At 53.1% G+C, this 21,710-nt stretch carries 22 protein-coding genes and 2 tRNA genes; 12 read left to right on the forward strand and 12 right to left on the reverse strand.

The window, feature by feature from the left end:
* Positions 1–32: 32 nt before the first annotated feature.
* From agp to C1N58_RS10620, 3 genes are all read right to left on the reverse strand, one after another.
* On the reverse strand, positions 33–1,640 hold the full coding sequence (gene agp / locus C1N58_RS10610; protein ID WP_394564164.1) for a bifunctional glucose-1-phosphatase/inositol phosphatase: 1,608 nt from the start codon (positions 1,638–1,640) through the stop codon (positions 33–35).
* Positions 1,641–1,901: 261 nt separating this feature from the next.
* Positions 1,902–1,989: transfer RNA gene (locus C1N58_RS10615), tRNA-Ser, on the reverse strand.
* 71 nt (positions 1,990–2,060) lie between these two features.
* Positions 2,061–2,148: transfer RNA gene (locus tag C1N58_RS10620), tRNA-Ser, on the reverse strand.
* A 222-nt stretch (positions 2,149–2,370) separates the two neighbouring features.
* Here C1N58_RS10620 and yccA point away from each other — a divergent pair.
* A complete protein-coding gene (gene yccA / locus C1N58_RS10625) occupies positions 2,371–3,027 on the forward strand; it encodes an FtsH protease modulator YccA (protein ID WP_006118679.1) in 657 nt (218 codons plus the stop codon).
* Positions 3,028–3,129: 102 nt separating this feature from the next.
* Positions 3,130–3,456: a TusE/DsrC/DsvC family sulfur relay protein gene (locus tag C1N58_RS10630; protein ID WP_394564165.1), complete on the forward strand. Its 327-nt coding sequence runs from the start codon at positions 3,130–3,132 to the stop codon at positions 3,454–3,456.
* Here C1N58_RS10630 and yccX read toward each other — a convergent pair whose 3' ends face one another.
* Entirely contained in the window at positions 3,457–3,735 is a 279-nt protein-coding gene (gene yccX, locus C1N58_RS10635) for an acylphosphatase (RefSeq protein WP_033737600.1), read from the reverse strand.
* An 81-nt stretch (positions 3,736–3,816) separates the two neighbouring features.
* On the opposite strand from yccX, the gene rlmI reads away from it, so the two are divergent.
* Entirely contained in the window at positions 3,817–5,007 is a 1,191-nt protein-coding gene (gene rlmI, locus C1N58_RS10640) for a 23S rRNA (cytosine(1962)-C(5))-methyltransferase RlmI (protein ID WP_033737601.1), read from the forward strand.
* 60 nt (positions 5,008–5,067) lie between these two features.
* Positions 5,068–5,385 (forward strand): heat shock protein HspQ, encoded by a 318-nt coding sequence (hspQ, locus tag C1N58_RS10645; RefSeq protein ID WP_006118675.1) that lies wholly within the window; start codon positions 5,068–5,070, stop codon positions 5,383–5,385.
* Between the two features lie 33 nt (positions 5,386–5,418).
* On the opposite strand, the gene C1N58_RS10650 is transcribed toward hspQ, so the two are convergent.
* Positions 5,419–5,832, reverse strand: a complete 414-nt coding sequence (locus C1N58_RS10650; protein WP_033737602.1) for a CoA-binding protein — start codon at positions 5,830–5,832, stop codon at positions 5,419–5,421.
* 167 nt (positions 5,833–5,999) lie between these two features.
* Between C1N58_RS10650 and C1N58_RS10655 the strand changes: the two genes are divergently transcribed.
* Together C1N58_RS10655 and mgsA are read left to right on the forward strand one after the other, a co-directional pair.
* Positions 6,000–6,638 carry a YccT family protein gene (locus C1N58_RS10655; protein WP_394564166.1) on the forward strand — a complete coding sequence of 213 codons (639 nt, stop codon included), beginning with the start codon at positions 6,000–6,002 and terminating at the stop codon, positions 6,636–6,638.
* A gap of 68 nt (positions 6,639–6,706) precedes the next feature.
* Entirely contained in the window at positions 6,707–7,165 is a 459-nt protein-coding gene (gene mgsA, locus C1N58_RS10660) for a methylglyoxal synthase (protein ID WP_039341234.1), read from the forward strand.
* 1 nt (position 7,166) lies between these two features.
* Here mgsA and helD read toward each other — a convergent pair whose 3' ends face one another.
* Complete coding sequence (gene helD / locus C1N58_RS10665) at positions 7,167–9,221, reverse strand: DNA helicase IV (RefSeq protein ID WP_394564167.1); 2,055 nt, start codon at positions 9,219–9,221, stop codon at positions 7,167–7,169.
* Between the two features lie 123 nt (positions 9,222–9,344).
* On the opposite strand from helD, the gene C1N58_RS10670 reads away from it, so the two are divergent.
* Positions 9,345–9,788 (forward strand): YccF domain-containing protein, encoded by a 444-nt coding sequence (locus C1N58_RS10670; RefSeq protein ID WP_054634211.1) that lies wholly within the window; start codon positions 9,345–9,347, stop codon positions 9,786–9,788.
* The gene (yccS, locus tag C1N58_RS10675) at positions 9,769–11,916 is read left to right on the forward strand and encodes a YccS family putative transporter (protein ID WP_394564882.1); all 2,148 of its coding nucleotides are present in this window, start codon (positions 9,769–9,771) and stop codon (positions 11,914–11,916) included. The genes C1N58_RS10670 and yccS overlap by 20 nt, the downstream gene beginning before the upstream one ends.
* Here yccS and C1N58_RS10680 read toward each other — a convergent pair.
* A complete protein-coding gene (locus tag C1N58_RS10680) occupies positions 11,913–12,539 on the reverse strand; it encodes a TfoX/Sxy family DNA transformation protein (RefSeq protein ID WP_054634362.1) in 627 nt (208 codons plus the stop codon). The genes yccS and C1N58_RS10680 overlap by 4 nt on opposite strands.
* A gap of 210 nt (positions 12,540–12,749) precedes the next feature.
* Between C1N58_RS10680 and sulA the strand changes: the two genes are divergently transcribed.
* Positions 12,750–13,241 (forward strand): SOS-induced cell division inhibitor SulA, encoded by a 492-nt coding sequence (sulA, locus tag C1N58_RS10685; RefSeq protein WP_039341244.1) that lies wholly within the window; start codon positions 12,750–12,752, stop codon positions 13,239–13,241.
* Positions 13,242–13,592: 351 nt separating this feature from the next.
* Positions 13,593–14,666: a porin OmpA gene (ompA, locus tag C1N58_RS10690; RefSeq protein ID WP_058707592.1), complete on the forward strand. Its 1,074-nt coding sequence runs from the start codon at positions 13,593–13,595 to the stop codon at positions 14,664–14,666.
* An 82-nt stretch (positions 14,667–14,748) separates the two neighbouring features.
* Here the strand turns inward: ompA and matP are convergent, their stop codons facing one another.
* Positions 14,749–15,216 (reverse strand): macrodomain Ter protein MatP, encoded by a 468-nt coding sequence (gene matP / locus C1N58_RS10695; RefSeq protein ID WP_146212551.1) that lies wholly within the window; start codon positions 15,214–15,216, stop codon positions 14,749–14,751.
* 95 nt (positions 15,217–15,311) lie between these two features.
* Here matP and C1N58_RS10700 point away from each other — a divergent pair, with 95 nt between their 5' ends.
* Positions 15,312–17,138 carry an AAA family ATPase gene (locus C1N58_RS10700; protein WP_039341249.1) on the forward strand — a complete coding sequence of 609 codons (1,827 nt, stop codon included), beginning with the start codon at positions 15,312–15,314 and terminating at the stop codon, positions 17,136–17,138.
* Positions 17,139–17,206: 68 nt separating this feature from the next.
* On the forward strand, positions 17,207–17,725 hold the full coding sequence (fabA, locus tag C1N58_RS10705) for a bifunctional 3-hydroxydecanoyl-ACP dehydratase/trans-2-decenoyl-ACP isomerase (protein WP_006118663.1): 519 nt from the start codon (positions 17,207–17,209) through the stop codon (positions 17,723–17,725).
* 69 nt (positions 17,726–17,794) lie between these two features.
* Here fabA and rmf read toward each other — a convergent pair whose 3' ends face one another.
* The 4 genes from rmf to pqiA all read right to left on the reverse strand — a co-directional run bounded on the left by rmf (position 17,795) and on the right by pqiA (position 21,700).
* The gene (gene rmf / locus C1N58_RS10710; RefSeq protein ID WP_006118662.1) at positions 17,795–17,962 is read right to left on the reverse strand and encodes a ribosome modulation factor; all 168 of its coding nucleotides are present in this window, start codon (positions 17,960–17,962) and stop codon (positions 17,795–17,797) included.
* A gap of 258 nt (positions 17,963–18,220) precedes the next feature.
* Positions 18,221–18,805 carry a membrane integrity-associated transporter subunit PqiC gene (gene pqiC, locus C1N58_RS10715; RefSeq protein WP_033737612.1) on the reverse strand — a complete coding sequence of 195 codons (585 nt, stop codon included), beginning with the start codon at positions 18,803–18,805 and terminating at the stop codon, positions 18,221–18,223.
* Positions 18,802–20,445 carry an intermembrane transport protein PqiB gene (gene pqiB, locus C1N58_RS10720; protein WP_394564168.1) on the reverse strand — a complete coding sequence of 548 codons (1,644 nt, stop codon included), beginning with the start codon at positions 20,443–20,445 and terminating at the stop codon, positions 18,802–18,804. The genes pqiC and pqiB overlap by 4 nt, the downstream gene beginning before the upstream one ends.
* The gene (gene pqiA / locus C1N58_RS10725) at positions 20,432–21,700 is read right to left on the reverse strand and encodes a membrane integrity-associated transporter subunit PqiA (RefSeq protein ID WP_054634216.1); all 1,269 of its coding nucleotides are present in this window, start codon (positions 21,698–21,700) and stop codon (positions 20,432–20,434) included. Before pqiA ends, pqiB begins: the two co-directional genes overlap by 14 nt.
* Between the last annotated feature and the right edge of the window lie 10 nt (positions 21,701–21,710).

Raw genomic sequence — 21,710 nt, forward strand, 5'->3', positions numbered from 1 at the left:
CGGGGTTTTTTGTTTTCAGTGACCGAAAGCTATTAGTTGGCTGCAGTGGGCTGCTTCGCAGGACTGTTATCCGTTTTATTTTGCGCGTTGGCGGCGTTTTCCGCTTTGGCTTTGTCATCCGCCGCTTTCTGGGCAGCAGCCTTATCAGCGCTGGCCTTCTCATCCGCCGCCTTTTGCGCAGCGGCTTTATCCGCGGCGGCTTTATCAGCTTTCGCTTTCTCGTCAGCCGCTTTGTCCGCCTTTACCTTATCGTCAGCCGCTTTCTGGGCAGCAGCGTTATCAGCCGTCGCCTTATCGGCGCTGGCTTTATCGTCAGCTTTTGACGCCGCAGGATTCGCCGCGCCCGCGTTGGCACTGGCCGCTGGCTGCTCTGCCGCCGCCGGTTGCAACGCAGTCCCCTGCAGCGCGCTGTTCAGCACCTGGGTAAACTGCTCCCAGCTGCAGTAACCGTTCGCGTCGGTCGGACAACCCGCCAGTTGCAGAGTGACGCGCTTCGGTGGCGTTTTCAGACTTAACACCTGGGCATCGCGCAACTGATCGGCGGTCTGATACACGTATTCCATCTTCAGCAGGTCTTTGTTGTTTTTGGCATCATGCCAGCGTTCAAACACCACCTGTCCACCAATGGGTGTTTTCTCATAGGTCTCTGGCAGATCATAAGGTTTGACCTGTAAGGCGCTCAACAATGACGCTATGTTGGAGTCATGCCCTACCATCAGGGTCACTTTGGGTGAGTCAGCTTTATCCTGATCGATGAGCTGGCTGCGAATATAGTCCACCAGTGGAGCCGCGACGTTGCGTGCCACATCTGGTGTGGTAAACAGCGTGTCCTGATAGCCGTTTTTAATCGCTGACAGTGACTGCCACTGCTCAGGGGTTTTAATTTGCCCCCAGGCAACCTGATCCAGCGGAAAGCCTTCGTAATATTGCAGCGTAAAGGCATCCATAAGGGAATTCCCCACTTTCAGCGGTCCGTTCACGCCAGGCTCTTTGCCGTTTTCAACAATAAAGGTATTTTGCCCACTGCTCAGATCGCACTGCTTTTTGTTATTACAGGCCGGAGAAGACTTGTAGTCGACAATTTTGTCCAGACGCTGATACGCTGGCTTCAGGGCCAGCTTCTCATTAGCGGCAGTCATGTCCGCCAGCGCTTTTTTGATGAATTCTTCATTGCCATCGGTGATCACGGGATTAAATACCGGATCCATGCTGCCCATTTCATCCTGATGGGTCACCGCAATATCACAGCCCGGGAAGGCACCATTTACAAAAAACTGGGCCGTCGCTACGGTACGTTGCAGACTATTTGCGTAGACAAACACGCTGTTGCTGTCCGGACAGGCGCCGTTCTTCACCAGGCCCTGCTGCGCAAGCCACTGGCGCGTGTAGTTACCCATATAGACTTCGAGCACGCCACCTTTGGTGGTCAGTTGCCCGCCGGGCACCTCCCACTCTGGCCAGCTTTTTTTGGTGGACTGTGCCAGTACGCTACCATTATCCGCAAGCGGCGCACGCAGATTATGGCGGCTAAACATCAGTACCTGCTGGAGCTGCATCTCGTTATCCGCGGCGTGGGCCAGCGTCCCGATCGGTAATGCAGCGAGTACCGACAATGCGCAAAGACTCAGTTTCTTGATCATTGTGCCTATTCCATTCATTCAGTAAAAAAACACTCTGGCTATCAACCGATTAGCTCGCCATAGAGCGACGTGACGGATAGTGTAACTCAGCTTGCCCCTGAAAAGCGCCAGGTGAAAGTAAAAACAATTACTGGACTATAGCAGAGATACCGGACGCGGGTAAAAACAGTCCAGTTTACTGAAAAGGCAGGGATAATAATGGAGAAACGTGTAAGGCACGTAAAACGAAACAGGCCAGCACGCTGTGCTGGCCTGTAAATGTGGCGGAGGAAGAGAGATTCGAACTCTCGGATGGTTTCCCATCGGCGGTTTTCAAGACCGCTGCCTTAAGCCGCTCGGCCATCCCTCCGGGTTGTCATACTACTGCAAAGGCAAGATGCGATAACGCTGTCTTGCCACTTCACTCTTTAAGAGATGAAGTGGCGGAGGAGGAGAGATTCGAACTCTCGGATGGTTTCCCATCGGCGGTTTTCAAGACCGCTGCCTTAAGCCGCTCGGCCACCCCTCCGCAATGACGCGCACTATAAACATCCCCTATGGAGATGTAAAGCCTGTGATAATCCGTTCGCCTGAAAAACAGTCAAAAAAGCGTTATTCGTTGTCAAAATCGCCAGTGTGCTCAAAGAATTAGCGTTTTTTTCGCGTAAAGAAGGGTAAAACCTCTTTTCCCGCTTTATCGCGCTGCGTATTCTCAACGCATATTTGGTGTTCTGCCTTACAGGAGCGCAACATGGACAGAATAGTTTCATCATCATCGCGACAGTCATTACTGAGTACGCACAAGGTCCTGCGTAACACCTATTTTCTGCTGGGCCTGACCCTCGCCTTTTCCGCGCTGACCGCAACAGCGAGTACACTGCTGGCCCTGCCCGCCCCGGGTTTGATCCTGATGCTGGTGGGCTTCTATGGTCTGATGTTCCTGACCTACCGTCTGGCTGACAGCCCGACGGGAATTTTAGCTGCTTTCGCATTTACGGGCTTCCTGGGCTACTGTCTGGGTCCTATCCTGAGCACCTATCTGGCCGCAGGGATGGGTGACGTGATCGCCCTGGCGCTCGGCGGAACGGCACTGGTGTTTTTCTGCTGCTCTGCCTATGTGCTGACGACAGGACGGGATATGTCCTTCCTTGGCGGCATGATGATGGCGGGCTTTGTCGTGTTACTGGTCGCCGTTGTGGCGAACCTGTTCCTGCACTTGCCAGCGCTGCAACTGGCGATTAGCGCCCTGTTCATTCTGTTCTCGGCGGGGGCTATTTTGTGGGAAACCAGCAACATCATTCATGGCGGCGAAACCAACTATATTCGTGCAACGGTCAGCCTGTATGTTTCCCTCTATAACATCTTCGTGAGCCTGTTAAGCATTTTAGGTTTCTCACGTAGTAACTAACGCACTGCATGTAAACTGAAAAACCCCGCTCAGGCGGGGTTTTTGCTTTTTCTGTGGGGCCAGTTTGGTAAACTGCAGCCCGAACGAATCTGAGGATGCACTATGGATTACAACGATGACGAAATTGCTGTCGATGCCGAAGGTTATCTGAAAAACCATCAGGACTGGAGCGAAGGCCTGGCGCTGCAGATTGCGGCAGAAGAAGCCATCACCATGACAGATGCCCATTGGGAAGTCGTGCGCTTCGTACGCGACTTTTATCTGGAATTTAATACTTCCCCCGCCGTAAGAATGCTGGTGAAGGCGATGGCAAAAAAGTATGGCGAAGAAAAAGGAAACAGCCGTTACCTGTTTCGCCTTTTCCCCGAGGGCCCTGCCAAGCAGGCAACCAAAATTGCCGGTCTGCCAAAACCGGCAAAATGCCTGTAATCAACCCGTGGTGAAGCCGTGCGGCATGTCAGCGGCATGATGCGGCTCCACCAGGACCTTTTCTACACGGGCTGTGCGCGGCCCGCCCGCTTTTAACCAGTCAAGTAATGCATTGACCTGTTCGGCATCGCCGCAGGCCAGGACTTCCACACGACCATCTTCAAGGTTCCGTGCGTAACCCTGCACGTTAAGTGTGTTTGCTTTCGCCTGGGTGCTGTAACGGAAACCCACGCCCTGCACCGTGCCCTGTACCCAGACTTTGTAACAGACCTTCGCCATGGCCTTCTCCTGCCTTTCGTTGCAATTTGCCGTTATCCACTGGACAATAGCGCCTCATTTTTTCAGGTAAGCATAGCAAATATGACCGTTCGATTGATTCTCGCGAAGGGACGTGAAAAGTCCCTGCTCCGTCGCCATCCCTGGGTTTTCTCTGGGGCCGTTGCTCGTCTGGAAGGCAAAGCGCAACAAGGTGAAACCATTGATGTCTGTGACAGTAATGGCAAATGGCTGGCTCGCGCCGCCTATTCACCGCAGTCACAGATTCGCGCCCGCGTCTGGAGCTGGCAGCAGGACGAATCCATCGATATCGCCTTTTTCGTGCGGCGTTTTCAGCACGCGCTGGTCTGGCGTGAATGGCTGGCTGAGCGCGATGGGCTGGACAGCTATCGCCTGATCGCTGGCGAGTCGGATGGTCTGCCTGGCGTGACTATTGACCGTTTCGGACGCTTTCTGGTGCTGCAGTTATTATCCGCCGGCGCAGAATACCAACGCCCGGCTATCATTTCAGCGCTGCAGCAGTGCTTTCCGGATTGTGCGATCTACGATCGATCTGATGTCGCTGTCCGTAAAAAAGAAGGGCTGGAACTGGCGCAGGGCACCGTTACCGGTGAGTATCCTCCCGCACTCTTGCCGATCACCGAACACGATATGAAACTGCTGGTGGATATTCAGGGTGGGCATAAAACAGGCTATTACCTTGACCAGCGCGACAGCCGTTATGCCACACGGCGCTATGCCAAAGATGCTCGCGTGCTTAACTGTTTCTCCTACACCGGTGGCTTTGCCGTATCAGCGCTAATCGGCGGTTGTCAGGAAGTTATCAGCGTAGATACGTCTCAGGACGCGCTGGATGTTGCACGACAAAACGTTGAGCTGAATAAGCTGGATCTCGCGCGTGCTAAATTTCAGCGCGATGATGTCTTTAAACTGCTGCGCCGCTACCGTGATGAGGGTGAAAAATTTGATCTCATCATTATGGATCCGCCTAAGTTCGTGGAGAATAAAAGCCAGCTCATGGGAGCCTGCCGTGGCTATAAAGACATTAACATGCTGGCCATTCAGTTACTGAATCCCGGCGGAATATTGATGACCTTCTCCTGTTCGGGCTTAATGGCTACCGACCTTTTCCAGAAAATCATCGCAGATGCCGCACTGGATGCCGGCCGTGACGTGCAGTTTGTTGAACAGTTCCGCCAGGCGGCCGATCATCCCGTGATTGCAACCTATCCTGAAGGACTTTACCTGAAAGGCTTCGCCTGCCGCGTCATGTGACTTGAAATGACTGTCCCTGCCCCCACATAACAGGCAGGACAGTTTTTTTCGGAGGTCATCATGATTGCCAGTAAATTTGGTATTGGTCAGCAGGTTCGTCATCGCCTCTCCGGCGTGCTGGGTGTCATTGTCGATGTCGATCCTGAATACGCGTTAGATGAGCCGCACCTGGATGAAATTGGTGCCGCCGATACCATGCGCAGTGCGCCCTGGTATCATGTGGTGATGGAAGATGAACAAGGCAGTCAGGTTCATACCTATGTGGCTGAAATTCAGCTGGCCGGTGAAACCAGCCCGGAACATCCTGAGCAGCCCTCAATGGATGAACTGGCCGCCTCGGTACGTAAACAGCTTCAGGCTCCTCATCTGCGCCATTAACAGCGGGCGGCAACGGTGTTGCCGCGCCTGATATTAGTGTCCCAGCCCCAGTCTCGGGATCTCGATTTTGGGGCAACGATCCATAATCACCGTCATTCCCGCATCCTGGGCCAGCACGGCGGCCTGCTCATTGATTACCCCAATTTGTAACCAGAGCGAATCGGCTCCGGCAGCGATGGCTTCCTGAGCCACTTCCCATGCTGCCTCTGAATTGCGGAACACATCCACCATATCGATTTTTCCCGGCACCTCTGCCAGCGATCCATAGGCTGTCTGCCCTAACAGGGTTTTGCCTGCCAGCTTCGGACTCACCGGAATAACCTCATAGCCTTGATCAAGCAGATACTTCATTACGCCATAACTGGGGCGTTCCGGACGATCACTCGCCCCCACCAACGCGATGCGTTTTGTCCGGGTCAGTACGTCACGAATAGTCTGATCATTCATGTCCATCTCCTTTCACTTTAATCTTTAGTGTAGATGAGGCGTTACAGAGTTCGCACCTGGCGTAAAGACATATTGTGCCGCTTCGCTCGAATATATATGTATAATTGTAAACTTAATGCCATAATGTAAAAAATTGCTACATCCACCCACTTTTGACCGGAGTCGAAATGAAGCTGTCAATGGCTGTAACGGGGTTTATTGCCCTCCTCGTTTCGGCGTCCTGTTCTGCAATTACGTTAAAACTTGATCCGCAGGTTACGCTAATGGTACTGGACGGGCGTAAGATATCAGGCTCTCTCTTGAAAGGGGCCGACAGCCTGGAGCTTGAACGGGGTCAACATCAATTTTTATTTCGGGTAGAACAACCGGCAGATCCCCGTAAGACGGCGCTACCGGGCTACCAGTCCGTGCCCATGATCGTGGCATTCACTGCGGCGGCAAAAACCATCACGATTCGCCTGCCACCGCTGACCAGTGCGCGCGAGCGATATAACTTCGACCGAACGCTGGCCTTCAGGCTGGTGGACGAGAAGGGCAAAGAAATATTCAGCGTGCGCGATCGTCTGCCCACCAGCCCGGGCGTGGACATCGAAAAAGCCATGGTTAAGTATAATCGCATGGGCCTGGCTGCCTCTGTGCCGCAATTCGCGAATCTTACCGCGCCCTCTCCTTCCGCCCAACTGACGGCGGACCTCGCCTGGTCCGTTCAGAGCACAACGCCTTCAATTCAGCGCTGGTTTGAACGTTTTGATGAAGCAACCCGCCAGCAATTTATCAATCTGGTCAAAATGCTGCGGGCAAGTTGATAGACAGAAAGCGTACAAGGTAAACTGCGGCAACGGGCTGTTGGGCTCACTGGCATCAGGATGCTGTTATGGACTACACCGTACGAACGCTTGGTCAACAAAAACATATCGCGCTGGTCGCCCATGACCATTGCAAAGCTTCTCTGCTGGACTGGGTTACACGAAACCAATCCGCACTTGAACCCCATATTCTTTACGCAACCGGGACGACCGGTAATCTCATCAACCGTCACACCGGCCTGAACGTGAACGCGATGCTCAGTGGCCCGATGGGCGGCGATCAACAGGTCGGTGCGCTCATTGCCGAAGGCAAAATAGATGCGCTGATGTTTTTCTGGGATCCGCTTAATGCCGTGCCCCACGATCCTGATGTTAAGGCCCTGCTTCGTCTGGCGACAGTGTGGAATATTCCGGTCGCCACCAATCGGGCAACGGCCGATTTTATTATTCAGTCACCGCTTTTTTCGCAAACAGTGGACGTGCGAATCCCGGATTACGCACGCTACCTTGCCGAACGCCTGAACTGATTCAGGCTTTACGTAATACGGGTACATCCAGTGCCCGGAACGCATCGACGAAGACTGAGGGTTGTTGTTTATCGAACAGCAACCAGACCTGTTGCCGCGCGCGCGTCAGGGCAACATACGCCAGCCGGCGCTCTTCTGCATCAGGGAAGTCTTCGGGCTGCGGCAGCAGCCCCTGCTCCATAATGGACTCACGCTGCGGCGCGGGAAACCCTTCTTTGCCTTGCTGCAGACCCAGCACAATGACGTAATCGGCCTGCTGACCTTTACTGGCATGAATGGTCATAAAATCGATACGCATTTTTGGCCAGCGGGTTTTTGCCTTATCCAGCAGTTCAGGACGCAAATAGTGATAGCGAGCCAACAGCAGTACGCGCTCATCCGCTTTAACATAACCGCTTAGCTTGTTAAGAAGTGCCTCAAACTGATCGTGCGGGAGCAAAGCAATCGACTTTTTATTCCCTTTCGTCAGACTGTTTAAGGGCTTACGCAGTTGATGCGGATTTTGCTGGATAAACCGATTCGCCACTTCACCAATACGATCATTGAAACGATAGGTCGTATCCAGCACACAACGATCGCCCTCACCAAAATAGCGATGGAATGCCGTTGTCAGACTCATCTCTGCGCCGCTGAACCGGTAAATTGCCTGCCAGTCATCGCCCACCGCAAACAATGTCGTGCGTGTGTTTTGCTGACGCAGCGCGCTGAGTAAAGCCGCGCGTTGTGGCGAAATATCCTGAAATTCGTCAACCAGAATATGCTTCCAGGGGCTGACAAAGCGGCCCTTTTCGAGGATCGCGATGGCCTGATGAATCAGCCCGGAGAAGTCGACTGCGCCCTCGTCCTTAAGCGCACTTTTCCAGGCCTTCAGAAGGGGTGCCATCAATTTAATCCGCTTACTGAATACGTCGCGCAGCGCGTCAGGTACATCCTCAATCATGGCGGCCTGTGCGCCGCCATGCATCCGCATCAGGCCAAGCCAGCGTTCAAGACGAGACGCCAGGCGCTGTGCTAAACGATCATCCTGCCAGAAAGGGCCTTCGCTGACCTCCCACTCCAGTTCATCACGCAACCATTGCCGCCAGCCATTCGCCTGAGCTTTTTTTTCATTACACTGCTGGCGCCAGTGGTCGATCAGCCATGTCCGACGCGCGTCGGCATCGCTTTCGAGTTTACTGATGACCGGCTGTTTATGACTTCCTTCCCGAATGATATGCAGGGCCAGCGCATGAAACGTACGCGCCTGGATATCCCCGGCCCCTAAGCGGCGTTGAATACGGTCATTCATCTCTTCCGCCGCATGACGACCAAATGCCAGCAACAAAATCTGATCGGCAGCGGCCAGTCTGCGCTGTAACAGCCACCCCGCGCGGGCCACTAATACTGACGTTTTGCCGCTGCCAGCGCCCGCCAGCACCAGCACAGCGTCTTCGCCGTTAACCACCGCTTCTGCCTGTGACTCGTTCAGCGGGGTGGATTCCACCGTGGCGAAAAAATCCCGGTAGCGGGTCAACATGGCCGCCGTCCAGTCACGATTGCGCTGCGTCATCGCCGTCTCGCCCTGCTGCAGCCAGTATTGGCAAAATGCCCAGTTTTCACGGCAGGAATCAAACTGCTCAATGCGGGAAAGCGGCAAAGGTAACGCGTCAAACTGTTTGCGGATCTTATCTTTGATCGCCTGAAGTTCGCTGCGCTTCAGCCAACGCTCCTGTTCGCTGAATCCCTGAATGTCGTCGCGCAGCGCCTGTAAAACCGCCGCGCATACTTCACTCATTTCCTGACTCCAGCTTTGCCACGACTGCATGAGGTAGTGGAAAAAACGCTGCGTCTCCTGCCATTCCGTACCGTGCAAACGCACAACCTTGTTGTCCGCCAGTAAGAATTCCAGTTCACCCCACACCATTCCCCGTTTACAGGTGATGTCGGACAACTGATTGAAGGGGATCAAATATTCGTGTTTGTCGCCGCTGACCTCAACGCCCGCGGATAACAGGCGAACACGATGATAAGGATGCTGGGCAAGCCGTTTGCCCATGGATGTTGCTTTAAGTTCCACGCCGACACCAACGACCGAGATAGAGAGTAATCGGAGTTTACCTGTCAGACTCTTGACGCTCCAGCCTTAAAACACGCTAAACTTGGCGGCACAGATTGCGGAGTGCAAAAGGAAAAGCCTGTTATGCGTACTGTTTTAAATATTCTTAATTTTGTCCTGGGTGGATTTTTCACCACGCTGAGTTGGTTATTCGCCACGCTCATCAGTATCGTCCTGATCTTTACCCTGCCCTTAACGCGCTCCTGCTGGGAGATCACTAAGCTGTCATTTCTGCCGTTTGGCAATGAAGCGGTCCATGTTGACGTTCTGCGCCCGGAGAATAAAAGCCCTATCATGAACACCGGCGGCACCTTTCTGAACATTTTCTGGTTTATCTTTTTCGGTTGGTGGTTATGCCTGTCGCACATTTCTGTCGGCATCGTGCAGTGCATCAGCATTATTGGTATTCCGGTGGGCCTCGCCAATTTCAAGATTGCCGCCATTGCACTCTGGCCGGTAGGACGTCGGGTCGTCTCTGTGGAAGAGGCGCGTGCCGCGCGTGATGCCAATGCCCGCCGCCGCTATTAGTATGCTGTCCGGGTGGCGAAAGTATCTTTTTAACAGCACCTGGCGTTATCTGCTGCGCATTCTGTTTGCCTTATCAGGATGTGCGGCTGTGCCCTGGATACTGCAGCAAATTGAGTGGACGATTCCGTTAACCCTCGGCGTGGTTGCCGCCGCGCTGGCCGATCTGGATGACAGGCTGGCCGGGCGGCTTAAAAACCTGCTGATTACCTTACTTTGTTTTTGCATCGCTTCGGTTTCAGTAGAGCTGCTGTTCCCGCATCCGTTGGTATTTATTATCGGCCTGGCAGGTTCAACATGGGGATTCATTCTGTTAGGCGCGCTGGGACAGCGCTATGCCACCATTGCATTTGGCGCCTTACTGATTGCCGTTTACACCATGCTGGGCATTGGGTTGTTCTCACAATGGTATATGCAGCCCATGCTGCTGTTGGTTGGGGCACTGTGGTATAACCTGCTGACGCTGCTGGGCCATTTAATGTTTCCGGTTCGTCCGGTGCAGGAACAACTGGCAGCCAGTTTTTCACAGCTGGCCCACTATCTGGATGCCAAAGCCAATCTGTTTGATCCTGACGCGGGTGAACAGGATGATGCTGCATTTGTTAAAGCCGCGATGGTAAACAGCCAGCTGGTTGCACAGCTCAATCTGACCAAGACCACCTTGCAAAGCCGTTTACGAGGTGACAGGGGCTCACGCGGTACCCGACGCAGCCTGCACTATTACTTCGTGGCTCAGGACATCCATGAGCGCGCCAGCTCTTCGCATCTGCAGTACCATCTTCTGCGTGGCGACTGGCGTTACAACGAGATCCTGTTTCGCTTTCAGCGTTTACTGAATATGCAGGCACAGGCCTGTCGCCAGCTTGCCCGGGCGATTCTGCTGCGCGAACGCTGGGAACATAATGGCCGCTTTGAGCGTGTTTTTGAACGTCTGGAAAATGCGATTCACCGGCTGGCGCAGAGCGAGCCGGATGCCGCCCATACCGGTGCACTGCTTTGGCTGCTTCGCAACCTGCAGGCCATCGATGCACAACTGGCCTCAATCGAAACCGAGCAGGCGCAGGCAGTTGATCCGCAGCACAGCGACAACCTGCTGTCACGCGAAGAACTGAGTGGCTGGAGTGATATTAAACTGCGCCTCAGCCTTCACCTGAGTCCGGCCTCTGCCCTGTTTCGCCACGCCGTACGCATGTCGATTGTGATGTGTGTGGGATACGGATTTATTCAGATTACCGGGCTGGAGCGCGGCTACTGGATCCTGCTGACCAGTCTGTTTGTTTGCCAGCCTAACTATAGCGCAACCCAACGCCGACTGGCGCTACGCATTGGCGGCACGCTCGCGGGCATTGCGCTTGGACTGCCCCTGCTCTGGCTGGTCCCTTCCATTGAAGGCCAACTGGTCTTGATTGTGGTCACGGGCGTCATGTTCTTTGCGTTTCGTCAGGTGCAGTATGCTCATGCAACCTTGTTCATTACTCTGCTGGTGTTGTTCTGTTTTAATTTGTTAGGCGAAGGCTTTGAAGTGGCCCTGCCCCGGGTAGTGGACACGTTACTGGGCTGTGCGCTGGCCTGGCTGGCCGTCACCTTTATCTGGCCAGACTGGCGTTTTCGCCAGCTTCCGGCGGTGGCGACGCGCACACTCAATGCCAATTGCCGTTATCTGGATGCCATTATGGAACAATACCATCAGGGCAAAGATAATCGCCTCGCTTACCGTATTGCCCGCCGCGATGCACATAATGCTGACGCGGAACTGGCCTCCGTCGTGTCGAATATGAGCAGTGAAACCCGTACCAACCCTAAGCTGCGGGAATGGGCCTTTCAGCTACTTTGCCTGAACCACTCGTTGCTCAGCTATATCTCCGCGCTGGGGGCGCACCGCGATAAAGTCACTGATCCAGTGCTGCTGGCACTTCTCGACGACACGGTGTGCTATGTCGAAGATGTGCTGCAAACCGACATCGTCAGTGACAGCCGGGCTGAGGAAATGCGTCGGGAACTGGAACAGCGCATCACCCGGTTTACCGCCGGACCTGATTCACGTACGCCGCTGGTGCTTCAGCAGTTGAGTTTACTGGTTGTCCTGCTGCCGGGAATCGCCCGCCTGCGACGCGCATTAGGCTCCCATTAAGACTCCTTCTTTGCCTTTTCTACCATTTTGAGCGCAGCCTGGTACCATTCGCCCAGCTCCGCTTTGACCGTCGGTGGCAGAGCGGCTTCATGATGGCCAGAAATGGCTCCTTCAAGCGCCAGCAAGGTTTTAAAGCCGAGGTGCTGGTTATGACGTTTAAGTTTTAACCAGCACGCCCGGGCTCCCACTTCGTGCAGATGTTCGACGCTGCAAATGCCTACCTCATGGAGCATCATTTCCAGCCGTAAAGTGACATTGGGTAAATCTTTTAAACGCACACGTCCCTGCCGATCGTCCTGTTCCCTGCGCGCAGTCTGTAATGAGGCCGCTGAAAGGGCAACCAGGTGCGCCTGGTCACACCATAAATGCTCATCGACTCTGAAATAATTCAGGCTAACCGCCATACCACGCTTGCGAAAAGTGAGCGGCTCCAATGGGCGTTGTGCAACATATTCTTTTAGCGCTTCGCTGGCGCGCAGATAAAGCTGATCGTCCTTTATCAGCGCAAACACGACGCGTTCAACAGCTAACGCGTAACCGCCGAACTGAGTGCGGGATTCAATGTTACCTAAAGGTGCCAGTTGTTGCTTTGATCGCAAAATGACCCGCTGTTCTTTCTTCATATCATCACCTCCCTGTAACAAACCCATGTTAAAATCTTTACTATTCAGTCAGTTAGAAGATAGGGAAATTCAGTTACAGGTTCAATGAATAAATCGTATTGAACACAAAATTATGAAAATTTTGCGAGGCATTTTCAGAAATTCAGGTTGATCTTTATCCAGGATGCCATTACTGTACATCCATACAGTCAACTGCTGAGTGATTAATTTATGCGCACCCAACATCCCCGTAATGTATGCCCGACTCACCGTTACGCTTCGCCTTCTGACCCCGCTTCTCAGAGCGGCTGGATTACTGAATTGCGCTATAGCGAAAAACCGGGAATGATGCAGATGCTGCTGTTACCGTTGCTTCAGCAACTGAGCCAGCAATCCCGCTGGCAGCTTTGGTTAACACCGGCGCATAAGTTGAGTCGGGTCTGGATGCAGGAAGCAGGCTTGCCCCTGGAGAAAAGTATGCATATCGCCGACGCTGAACGTTACAACGCCGTCGAGGCCATGATTAAGGCCCTGCGTACGGGAAATTACAGTGTCGTTTTAGCCTGGATTCCCTACGATCTGGATGAAGATGAGCGTCGGGAACTGGAGCTCGCTGCGGCTGAAGGTGAAGCGTTAGGACTCATCCTGCGCTCGGGTGAGTCCTCTAAAACGCCAGTCAGACCAGAAAGTCGGCTAAAAATTCAGTCTGATTTGTTTCATTAAGTAAAAAATGAGATTTATCTCAAGAAATTTTTTCTCTCGCGTTGGGCTAAGACACTGATTCTGCTCCTGCCAGTAATGACAATGGCTTAGCCCCCATTTTGCGGGTTACCCCCATCACAGAAGTTCACCCTAAATTGTTAGAATTTATGTATAAAACACTGTTTTTTTACATAAGTGCCTCACATCACACTTGTAAGTTTCCAATCTCGTTGTAGACTTTATCTCGCCAGGGTGCTCAATAACCTCCGTTTTTTGCGGTAGAGTCATAAGCGAGCGTTTTGACCCGGCGAAGGATTAAACCAAGAGCAACCTTTATGCTCATTGCCTATTTGGATGATAACGAGGCGCAAAATGAAAAAGACAGCTATCGCAATTGCAGTGGCACTGGCTGGCTTCGCTACCGTAGCGCAGGCCGCCCCTAAAGATAACACCTGGTACACCGGTGCTAAACTGGGCTGGTCTCAGTATCACGACACTGGTTACTACGGTAACGGTTACCAAAATAACGACGGCCCAACTCACGAAAGCCAACTGGGTGCTGGCGCATTCGCCGGTTACCAGGCTAACCCATACCTGGGTTTCGAGCTGGGTTATGACTGGTTAGGCCGTATGCCTAACAAAGGCAACGTCACTAACGGCGCTTTCAAAGCACAGGGCATCCAACTGGCTGCTAAACTGAGCTACCCAATCGCTGACGATCTCGACGTTTATACCCGCCTGGGTGGTATGGTATGGCGCGCTGACTCAACTCAGCAGAACGTAGCCACTGGCAACCGCATCAGCGACCACGACACCGGTGTTTCTCCACTGGCAGCGGTTGGTGTTGAGTATGCTCTGACCAAAAACTGGGCAACCCGTCTGGATTACCAGTGGGTGAACAACATCGGTGACGCACAGACCGTTGGTGCTCGTCCAGACAACGGCATGCTGAGCCTGGGTGTTTCTTACCGTTTCGGTCAGGATGATGTTGCTGCGCCAGCTCCGGCTCCAGCACCAGCACCAGCGCCAGTTGTTCAGACTAAGCGCTTTACTCTGAAATCAGACGTTCTGTTCACCTTCAACAAGTCAACTCTGAAGCCAGAAGGTCAGCAGGCTCTGGATCAGCTGTACAGCCAGCTGAGCTCAATGGATCCTAAAGACGGTTCAGTCGTTGTTCTGGGCTTCACCGATCGCATCGGTTCAGAGCAGTACAACCAGAAACTGTCTGAGAAACGTGCTCAGTCTGTAGTAGATTACCTGGTATCTAAAGGTATCCCTGCTAACAAGATCTCTGCTCGCGGCATGGGTGAATCTAACCCAGTGACTGGCAACACCTGTGACAGCGTGAAAGGCCGTAAAGCCCTGATCGACTGCCTGGCGCCAGACCGTCGTGTAGAAATCGACGTTAAAGGTATCAAAGACGTGGTAACTCAGCCTCAGGCTTAAGTTATACGTGATAAAAAACCCCGCGCATGCGGGGTTTTTTTTGTCCTTTAATCCGGAGCAGGCCTGAATATTGCTCCGTAAACTACCCGTTGTCAGTATCCGACTTGCCCAGTATAGCCTGCAAATCCTGCTTCAGCGTCGACATCTGGCTGGCGTACTTTTCTTTGCGTTCGGCATCTTCAATTAGCTGCACAATCGTTTCAGACAGGGTGCAGTTGCGCCGTTGCGCCAGGCCGGCCAGCCGCTGCCAGACCAGATATTCCAGATCGATGGATTTTTTCCGTGTGTGCTGATGCTCGGCATTGAAATGCCGTTTTCGCCGCGCACGGATCGTTTGTTTAAGCCGGTTGTCCAGTTCGGGATGAATGTGTTGGCTAATCCAGTCGTTAACGTCGACGGGATTATTCTCCATCATTAACAGCTTATCGACTGCCGCCTGTGCCGCGCTGAGTTCAAGGTGACGCGTGATCAGTTCACCTTCCCGATGTTTTTTCACCAGGTATTTCCACTTCCATCCACATTCAAGATTTTCGAGCTGCTGGTATTTCATCGGAATCTCATCGTGATCACGTAACGAACTAAGAATAACAGCTTTTTTACTGGATGCAGCAACGAAAAACATGTCGTCAGTGTCACAACTTCTGATTGAACTCCGCAGTGCTTAAGCACAGTGAATCCTGTATAATCTCGCTTTTCTCAAAACAGACAAATGCGATTATTTTGACCAGCACTCAACTCACGTGGCAAACCTTACAGCCGGATAGCGCGCAATATCAATCCGTTTTCTCCCGAATTGCTGATGAAGAAACCGATGCTTTAGCAACGGTGCAGCCCCGATTGCTGAATGCGCTGGCCCACTTGCACCATCAGAGTCAGGGTTTTCCTTTGCTGCTGGTTCGCAGCCAGGAAAACCGCGATTATCTCTCGCTGATCGCCAGTGCGGCACAGCGCGTAATGGGCACCGCTTCGTCCCTGGCGGGCGGGGATTATCATATCCTGGCCGACAACGTCACGTTGCAGCCGCCCACTGACAGTCAGCGTCCTTTTACCAGCCAGGGTGGTGTGCATTTTGCCGACTGGATTGAGCAGGAGCAGCTGTTTGGCTGTGTCCGGGTACATAAAGATCGTATTCAGCTGGAACCTGGTCTGATCCATCGTGCCAATGGCGGAACGCTGGTGCTTTCACTCCGTGCGCTCCTCGCTCAGCCCCTGCTCTGGCTGCGGCTGAAAAGGAGCATTGAGCAAGGCTACCTCGAATGGCTGTCGCAGGATGAGCGCCGCCCTTTGCCTGTCTCTGTCCCGCCGCTTCCGCTGAAGTTAAATCTGGTGCTCTGTGGCGAACGCGATACGCTCGCTGATTTTCAGGAGCTGGATGCCGAAGCGCATGAGATGGCGATTTACACTGAATTTGAAGAAAACCTTCAAATTGTGGATGAAGATGATGTGCTGGCATGGTGCCGCTGGACAGTAGATTTGGCCGCACAGGCTGATATCGCTGCGCCAGATGAGGACTTTTGGCCTGAGCTCATCAAAGAAGGCGTTCGCTATAGTGGCGATCAGGAAACCTATCCCCTTTGTCCACGTTGGCTGCTGCGTCAGCTGCGTGAGACCGCGTTGATGGGTGAAACACTAAACGCTGAAGCCTTGCGTGACGCGCTGGAAGCACGTCTGTGGCGCGAAAATTATCTGAATGAACGCATGCGTGATGAGATTTTGCTGCGCCAGATTTTGGTCGAAACGGAAGGCGAAGTGGTGGGCCAGATCAACGGTCTTTCCGTCGTGGAATATCCCGGTCACCCGCGGGCCTGGGGCGATCCCTGCCGTATCACCTGCGTGGTTCATCCTGGCGACGGAGAATTTACCGACGTCGAACGCAAAGCGGAGCTGGGCGGCAATATTCATGCTAAAGGCATGATGATTATGCAGGCCTATCTTATTGCGGAGCTGGAGTTAGATCAGCAATTGCCTTTTTCTGCTTCGCTGGTGTTTGAACAATCCTATTCGGAAGTTGACGGCGACAGCGCGTCGCTGGCAGAACTGTGTGCTCTGATCAGTGCCCTTGCCGATACACCGCTAAATCAGCAAATTGCGGTCACGGGCTCGGTCGATCAGTTTGGTAACGTCCAGCCGGTCGGTGGCCTGAATGAGAAAATTGAAGGCTTCTTCGACATCTGCCATCAGCGTGAGCTCACGGGTCAGCAAGGTGTGATTATTCCTGCCTGCAATGTGCGCCACCTGAGTCTGAATCAGCAGGTTGTGAGTGCGGTCGAAGCCGGTCGTTTCCATATCTGGGCAATCGATACGGCTGATGAAGCGTTGCCCTTACTGACCGGAAAAGTCTGGAACACGGAAGACGGCGAAGGCGAATGCCTGCTGCGTACGATTCAGGAGCGCATCAGTCAGATGAATCAGCCTGAGCCCACCCCTCGGGCATGGCCGTTGAGATGGCTTAACTGGTTCAACCACCGTTAATCTCATTTGCTCAGTGTACAACTGTTCGCTAATATTCGTGATTCACTAAAAGAAGGCTTAATAAGAACATGGTAGATAAACGCGAATCCTATACCAAAGAAGACCTGATCCTGTCTGGTCGCGGTGAACTGTTCGGCGAAAATGGTCCGCCACTCCCTTCCGGCAATATGCTGATGATGGACCGCGTGGTCAAAATGACCGAGGACGGCGGGAAATATGATAAAGGCTTCGTGGAAGCTGAACTGGATATCAATCCAGATCTGTGGTTCTTTGGCTGCCATTTCATTGGTGATCCGGTGATGCCTGGCTGTCTGGGCCTGGATGCGATGTGGCAACTGGTTGGCTTCTATCTCGGCTGGCTGGGTGGCGAAGGAAAAGGCCGCGCGCTGGGCGTGGGTGAAGTTAAATTCACCGGTCAGGTTCTGCCAGACGCGAAAAAAGTCACCTACCGCATTCACTTTAAACGCGTGATTAACCGTAAACTGGTTATGGGCGTGGCAGATGGTGAAGTGTTTGTTGACGGGAATTTGATCTATACAGCCAGCGATCTGAAAGTTGGCCTGTTCAAAGATACTGCTGCATTCTGACGTTTCATTCCACAGAAACGAAAACCTCCGCACAGTGCGGAGGTTATATCCCTTTTCAGTGACATCCGGCTAAGCCGCAGCCGACCTGTCCTCCATGGCTTGTCGCCAACCTCCCAACCAGTGAGACTTAGCGTCTATCATTTGATACGGACACATCTCTTTAGAGCGTCCTGTAATGCCAGCTTGATAACCACGTGAATGGGCGCGCTCAAGGCGGTCTCGTTTCTGTCTCTTCATACTCCGTGTCCCTCATGTAAGGTCTGTGGAATCTGGTGGAAAGAAAAAGGTGGTGAATTAATGTTCAGCCACTCTTTTGTTTTACTCGCTCTGTATGAAAAGATCAATGCGCAATATTCACGCCAGTGTCACAAATATGACCTGCTCCAGACATATACTTTCTGTTTCAACCTATGAAACTGTGACGATATCCGTATGATTTATAAAGAAAGCCTGGAAAACGTCAGAAAAATTATATGTGCTGAAACAACACGTTAACTAAAGCCCTGTTGCGGTTGACTCTGCCGTGGTTGCACCGCGTGCAATCTGCTGTGCGATTTGCTGCCAGCCCTGTGCCAGCGTTTTAACCAGCGAATCATAGCCATCTTCCCGCTGCGGTAGCACCAGATTAAAAGCCTGCTTTGTAAAGCGCCCCTGATGTTCCAGTGTCCACTGACCGCTGATAACCGCCTTGCCATCATAACGGCCCTGGAAATCATTCACCGTTACGCTCAGCGTATCGTGCTCCTGACCGATAAGCGTCTGGGTAACCAGACGGCCGGGTAACGCTTTCGTCAGATTAGTGATCAACGTTTGTTGCAATTGCTGATCGAGCGGGCTGGCCCACAGATTATTAGCGGCAATGACATATTTTACGTCGCTGGTCTGATAGACCAGCCCATTGCCCGCCAGATAGTCGGGGACCGTAATTTGCTGCACCCATAATGTCGGCTGCGCATTCGCCTCGCTGCTTATCACCTGCATTGAGGCTGCCCCCGAGGGCAGCTGATAATAGGTGGTATTGACCGTACTGCTACAGGCACTCAGTGCGAGAGCGGCAAAAAGCATTAATCCTTTTTTCATTGTTTCGCCCTCTTTGGCTGGGGATCCTGTCCCGGTTTGGCCTCAAACACTAACGCATTACTTTTCGCATTTAACGTTTTTAACACGGGCTGAAGTTCACGCAGCACCTGATCAAGCCGTTGCATATCGCCCACCAGCTTGCTGTAAGCCGGGGAGCCTGGCTGTAACCCTTTCATGCTACGGTTCAGCTCACGAAGCGTCTGCTGCGTTTCTTCTGGCAAGGTCTTCATCGCCGGACTGCTGGTCACCACATTGATGTTATCAATAGTACGCTGCAGATCCCTGAGCGTCTTCTGGCTCTCTTTCAGTGTGCCTGTGGCTTCCGTCATCATGTTGTTCAGCGGTAAACTGTTAATCTTATCCAGCGCCGCCATCAGTTTTTGCTGGATCTGACTGAGGCCGCCGCTTACTGTTGGAATCACTTCGTATCCCGCGACTTTATCCGGACCGGTATACGGCGGTGCGTTATTATAGAAGTCGATATCCACATACAGCGCACCGGACAGCAAATTGCCCGTTTTCAACGTTGCGCGCAGGCCACGTTTCTTACCATCCTGCAAATGCTGCTCAAGATCGAAGTTTTGCCCTAAACGGTTAATAAAGCGATCGGGTTCAATACGAATCAATACCGGCACGCGATAATCATTATTTAACGCCTGAGCGGTGCCCGCATTCATGAACGGCACTTCCGCAACGGTACCCAGACGAATGCCGCGGAATTCAACCGGCGCGCCCACCTGCAAGCCACGAATCGAATCCGAGAAGAACATCAGATAGTCGATATGATTGGTGTACAGCGAATCCTGAATACTGCGTTGATCGTCGAACAAATGATATTCAGCCTGATTCTGCGCCGCTTTGCCTAAATCCCACCCGTCCGGGACGTCAAAACTCACCCCGCCGCTAAACAGCGTGGTCAGGGATCCCATTTCGACACGCATCCCTGAGGCCGACATATCGACCGCGATGCCGCTGTCTTTCCAGAAGCGCACATTGGTCGTCACCAGGCGATCGTAAGGCGCGGCGATAAACAGCTGATAGGTCATCAGGCGTTTATCCGTGTCGAACGTGCTGGTTTCAACGGTGCCGACACGGAAACCGCGGAACAGAACCGGATCGCCCGGATTCAGTTGGCCTGCTTTATTACTGTCGAGCGTAATCCGGATACCTTTGGCATCCGGCGGCGCAAGCGGCGGTGAATCCATCAGGGTGTACTGCTCCAGAGGCGCTTTTTTAGTGCCGGGCTGCAGCTCAATATAGGCCCCGGAAAGTAACGTGCCCAGACCGGTGATCCCTTCACGGCCCACCTGCGGTTTAACTACCCAGAAGACGCTGTCGCTGTGCAACAGTTTTTCCATACCGGCATTCAGTCGGGCTTTAATTTCCACATGATGAAGATCGTCTGTCAGCACCGCACTTTCCACCACGCCAACGTTCACGCTGCGACTTTTAATCGTGGTTTTGCCCGCTTCGATCCCTTCTGCACTCTCGGTGATCAGGGTCACTTCGGGCCCCTGATGGCTGAAGTGATAAAACAGAATCCAGCCGCCTATTAATAACGTGACAATAGGGACGATCCATACCGGTGACCAGCGCTTGATCTGGTCCACTTTGGCATAACCGTGATTATTTTCCGTCAAGATGCGGCTCCTTCATGTTTTTCTCACCAGCACGATCCCAGGTTAAGCGCGGGTCAAACGTCATTGCCGCAATCATGGTCAGAATCACCACCAACGCAAACAACACCGCTCCCCATGCCGGATAAATTTTCATTAATTGCCCCATGCGCACCAGCGCAGAGAGCACGGCAATCACAAAGACGTCAATCATTGACCAGCGCCCCACAAACTCAACGACTTCATAAATCCGGTGCATTTTGTGACTGTCGCGCTGCCCTCGCCCACTGGCATCCCAGCACAGCCAGCCAATCGCCAGCATTTTCAGAGACGGCACCATAATACTGGCGATGAAAATCACCAGCGCGACCGGATAAGAGCCATCGCCCCATAGCAAAATGACGCCAGCCATGATGTTGGACGGCATCGCGGAGCCCAGGGTTTCCGTAATCATGATGGGCAGCAGATTGGCCGGCACGTAGAGCATAATGGAGGTGATCAGCAGTGCCATGGTCCACTGCAGGCTGTGCTTACGTCGGGCATGGGCGACTACGCCACAACGGGGGCATTCCTGCTGCGCCACGGGCAAGATCGCCGTACAGCAAGGACAGGATCGCAGCCCCTGCCTGAGTCCGCTAATGCCAGGCTGTGGCGCATGCGGCAAAGGCGGCGGTGCCTCAATTTGCAGCCAGAGCCAGCGACGGTCCAGGCACTGAAACGCCCGCAGTTGTAAAAGACAAAACAGACACCAGGGCCAGAAACTGGTTTCAAGGCTGATTTCGCCATAGGCCATGAGCTTCACAAAACTTACCAGCACACCGGCCATAAAAATTTCGGCCATGCCCCAGCTCCGCATATGAAACAGAATACGCGCCAGCCCCAGTTTCAGGCTAAGGGGCATCTTGACCTGGTTGACCAGCAGGACCAGCGTGACCATGCAAAACGCCGGAATCGCCTGAACAAACAGCAGAAACAGGGTGGCCAGGCTGGCATAGTCATCGGCCACCATGACACCAGGAATTTGCATCAGGCTAATCTGGCTGGAGAGCCCAGCCACTTTCATGGTGATAAACGGGAACAGATTAGCCAGGACTAACATAAACAGTGCCGCCAGCGCATAGCCGGTGGGACGTTTGCGTGGCTCTGACCAGTTGACTGTCAGGGACGTGTGGCAGCGCGGGCATGACGCGCGGCTGCCAACAGGGATATCCGGCAGTTTGACCATCAGGTCGCATTGTGGACAAAGCATCCACGCACTGGTTTTGTCTGCAGAACACATTCCCTGACCC

It is taken from the genome of Pantoea sp. SGAir0180 (assembly GCF_043546245.1).

What these genes read in the sequence shown, in the direction of transcription:
- agp (WP_394564164.1), bottom strand. Translation starts at nt 1,640, where the DNA reads ATGATCAAGAAACTGAGTCTTTGCGCATTGTCGGTACTCGCTGCATTA.
- yccA (WP_006118679.1), top strand. Translation starts at nt 2,371, where the DNA reads ATGGACAGAATAGTTTCATCATCATCGCGACAGTCATTACTGAGTACG.
- C1N58_RS10630 (WP_394564165.1), top strand. Translation starts at nt 3,130, where the DNA reads ATGGATTACAACGATGACGAAATTGCTGTCGATGCCGAAGGTTATCTG.
- yccX (WP_033737600.1), bottom strand. Translation starts at nt 3,735, where the DNA reads ATGGCGAAGGTCTGTTACAAAGTCTGGGTACAGGGCACGGTGCAGGGC.
- rlmI (WP_033737601.1), top strand. Translation starts at nt 3,817, where the DNA reads ATGACCGTTCGATTGATTCTCGCGAAGGGACGTGAAAAGTCCCTGCTC.
- hspQ (WP_006118675.1), top strand. Translation starts at nt 5,068, where the DNA reads ATGATTGCCAGTAAATTTGGTATTGGTCAGCAGGTTCGTCATCGCCTC.
- C1N58_RS10650 (WP_033737602.1), bottom strand. Translation starts at nt 5,832, where the DNA reads ATGAATGATCAGACTATTCGTGACGTACTGACCCGGACAAAACGCATC.
- C1N58_RS10655 (WP_394564166.1), top strand. Translation starts at nt 6,000, where the DNA reads ATGAAGCTGTCAATGGCTGTAACGGGGTTTATTGCCCTCCTCGTTTCG.
- mgsA (WP_039341234.1), top strand. Translation starts at nt 6,707, where the DNA reads ATGGACTACACCGTACGAACGCTTGGTCAACAAAAACATATCGCGCTG.
- C1N58_RS10670 (WP_054634211.1), top strand. Translation starts at nt 9,345, where the DNA reads ATGCGTACTGTTTTAAATATTCTTAATTTTGTCCTGGGTGGATTTTTC.
- yccS (WP_394564882.1), top strand. Translation starts at nt 9,769, where the DNA reads ATGCCCGCCGCCGCTATTAGTATGCTGTCCGGGTGGCGAAAGTATCTT.
- C1N58_RS10680 (WP_054634362.1), bottom strand. Translation starts at nt 12,539, where the DNA reads ATGAAGAAAGAACAGCGGGTCATTTTGCGATCAAAGCAACAACTGGCA.
- sulA (WP_039341244.1), top strand. Translation starts at nt 12,750, where the DNA reads ATGCGCACCCAACATCCCCGTAATGTATGCCCGACTCACCGTTACGCT.
- ompA (WP_058707592.1), top strand. Translation starts at nt 13,593, where the DNA reads ATGAAAAAGACAGCTATCGCAATTGCAGTGGCACTGGCTGGCTTCGCT.
- matP (WP_146212551.1), bottom strand. Translation starts at nt 15,216, where the DNA reads ATGAAATACCAGCAGCTCGAAAATCTTGAATGTGGATGGAAGTGGAAA.
- fabA (WP_006118663.1), top strand. Translation starts at nt 17,207, where the DNA reads ATGGTAGATAAACGCGAATCCTATACCAAAGAAGACCTGATCCTGTCT.
- rmf (WP_006118662.1), bottom strand. Translation starts at nt 17,962, where the DNA reads ATGAAGAGACAGAAACGAGACCGCCTTGAGCGCGCCCATTCACGTGGT.
- pqiC (WP_033737612.1), bottom strand. Translation starts at nt 18,805, where the DNA reads ATGAAAAAAGGATTAATGCTTTTTGCCGCTCTCGCACTGAGTGCCTGT.
- pqiA (WP_054634216.1), bottom strand. Translation starts at nt 21,700, where the DNA reads ATGTGTTCTGCAGACAAAACCAGTGCGTGGATGCTTTGTCCACAATGC.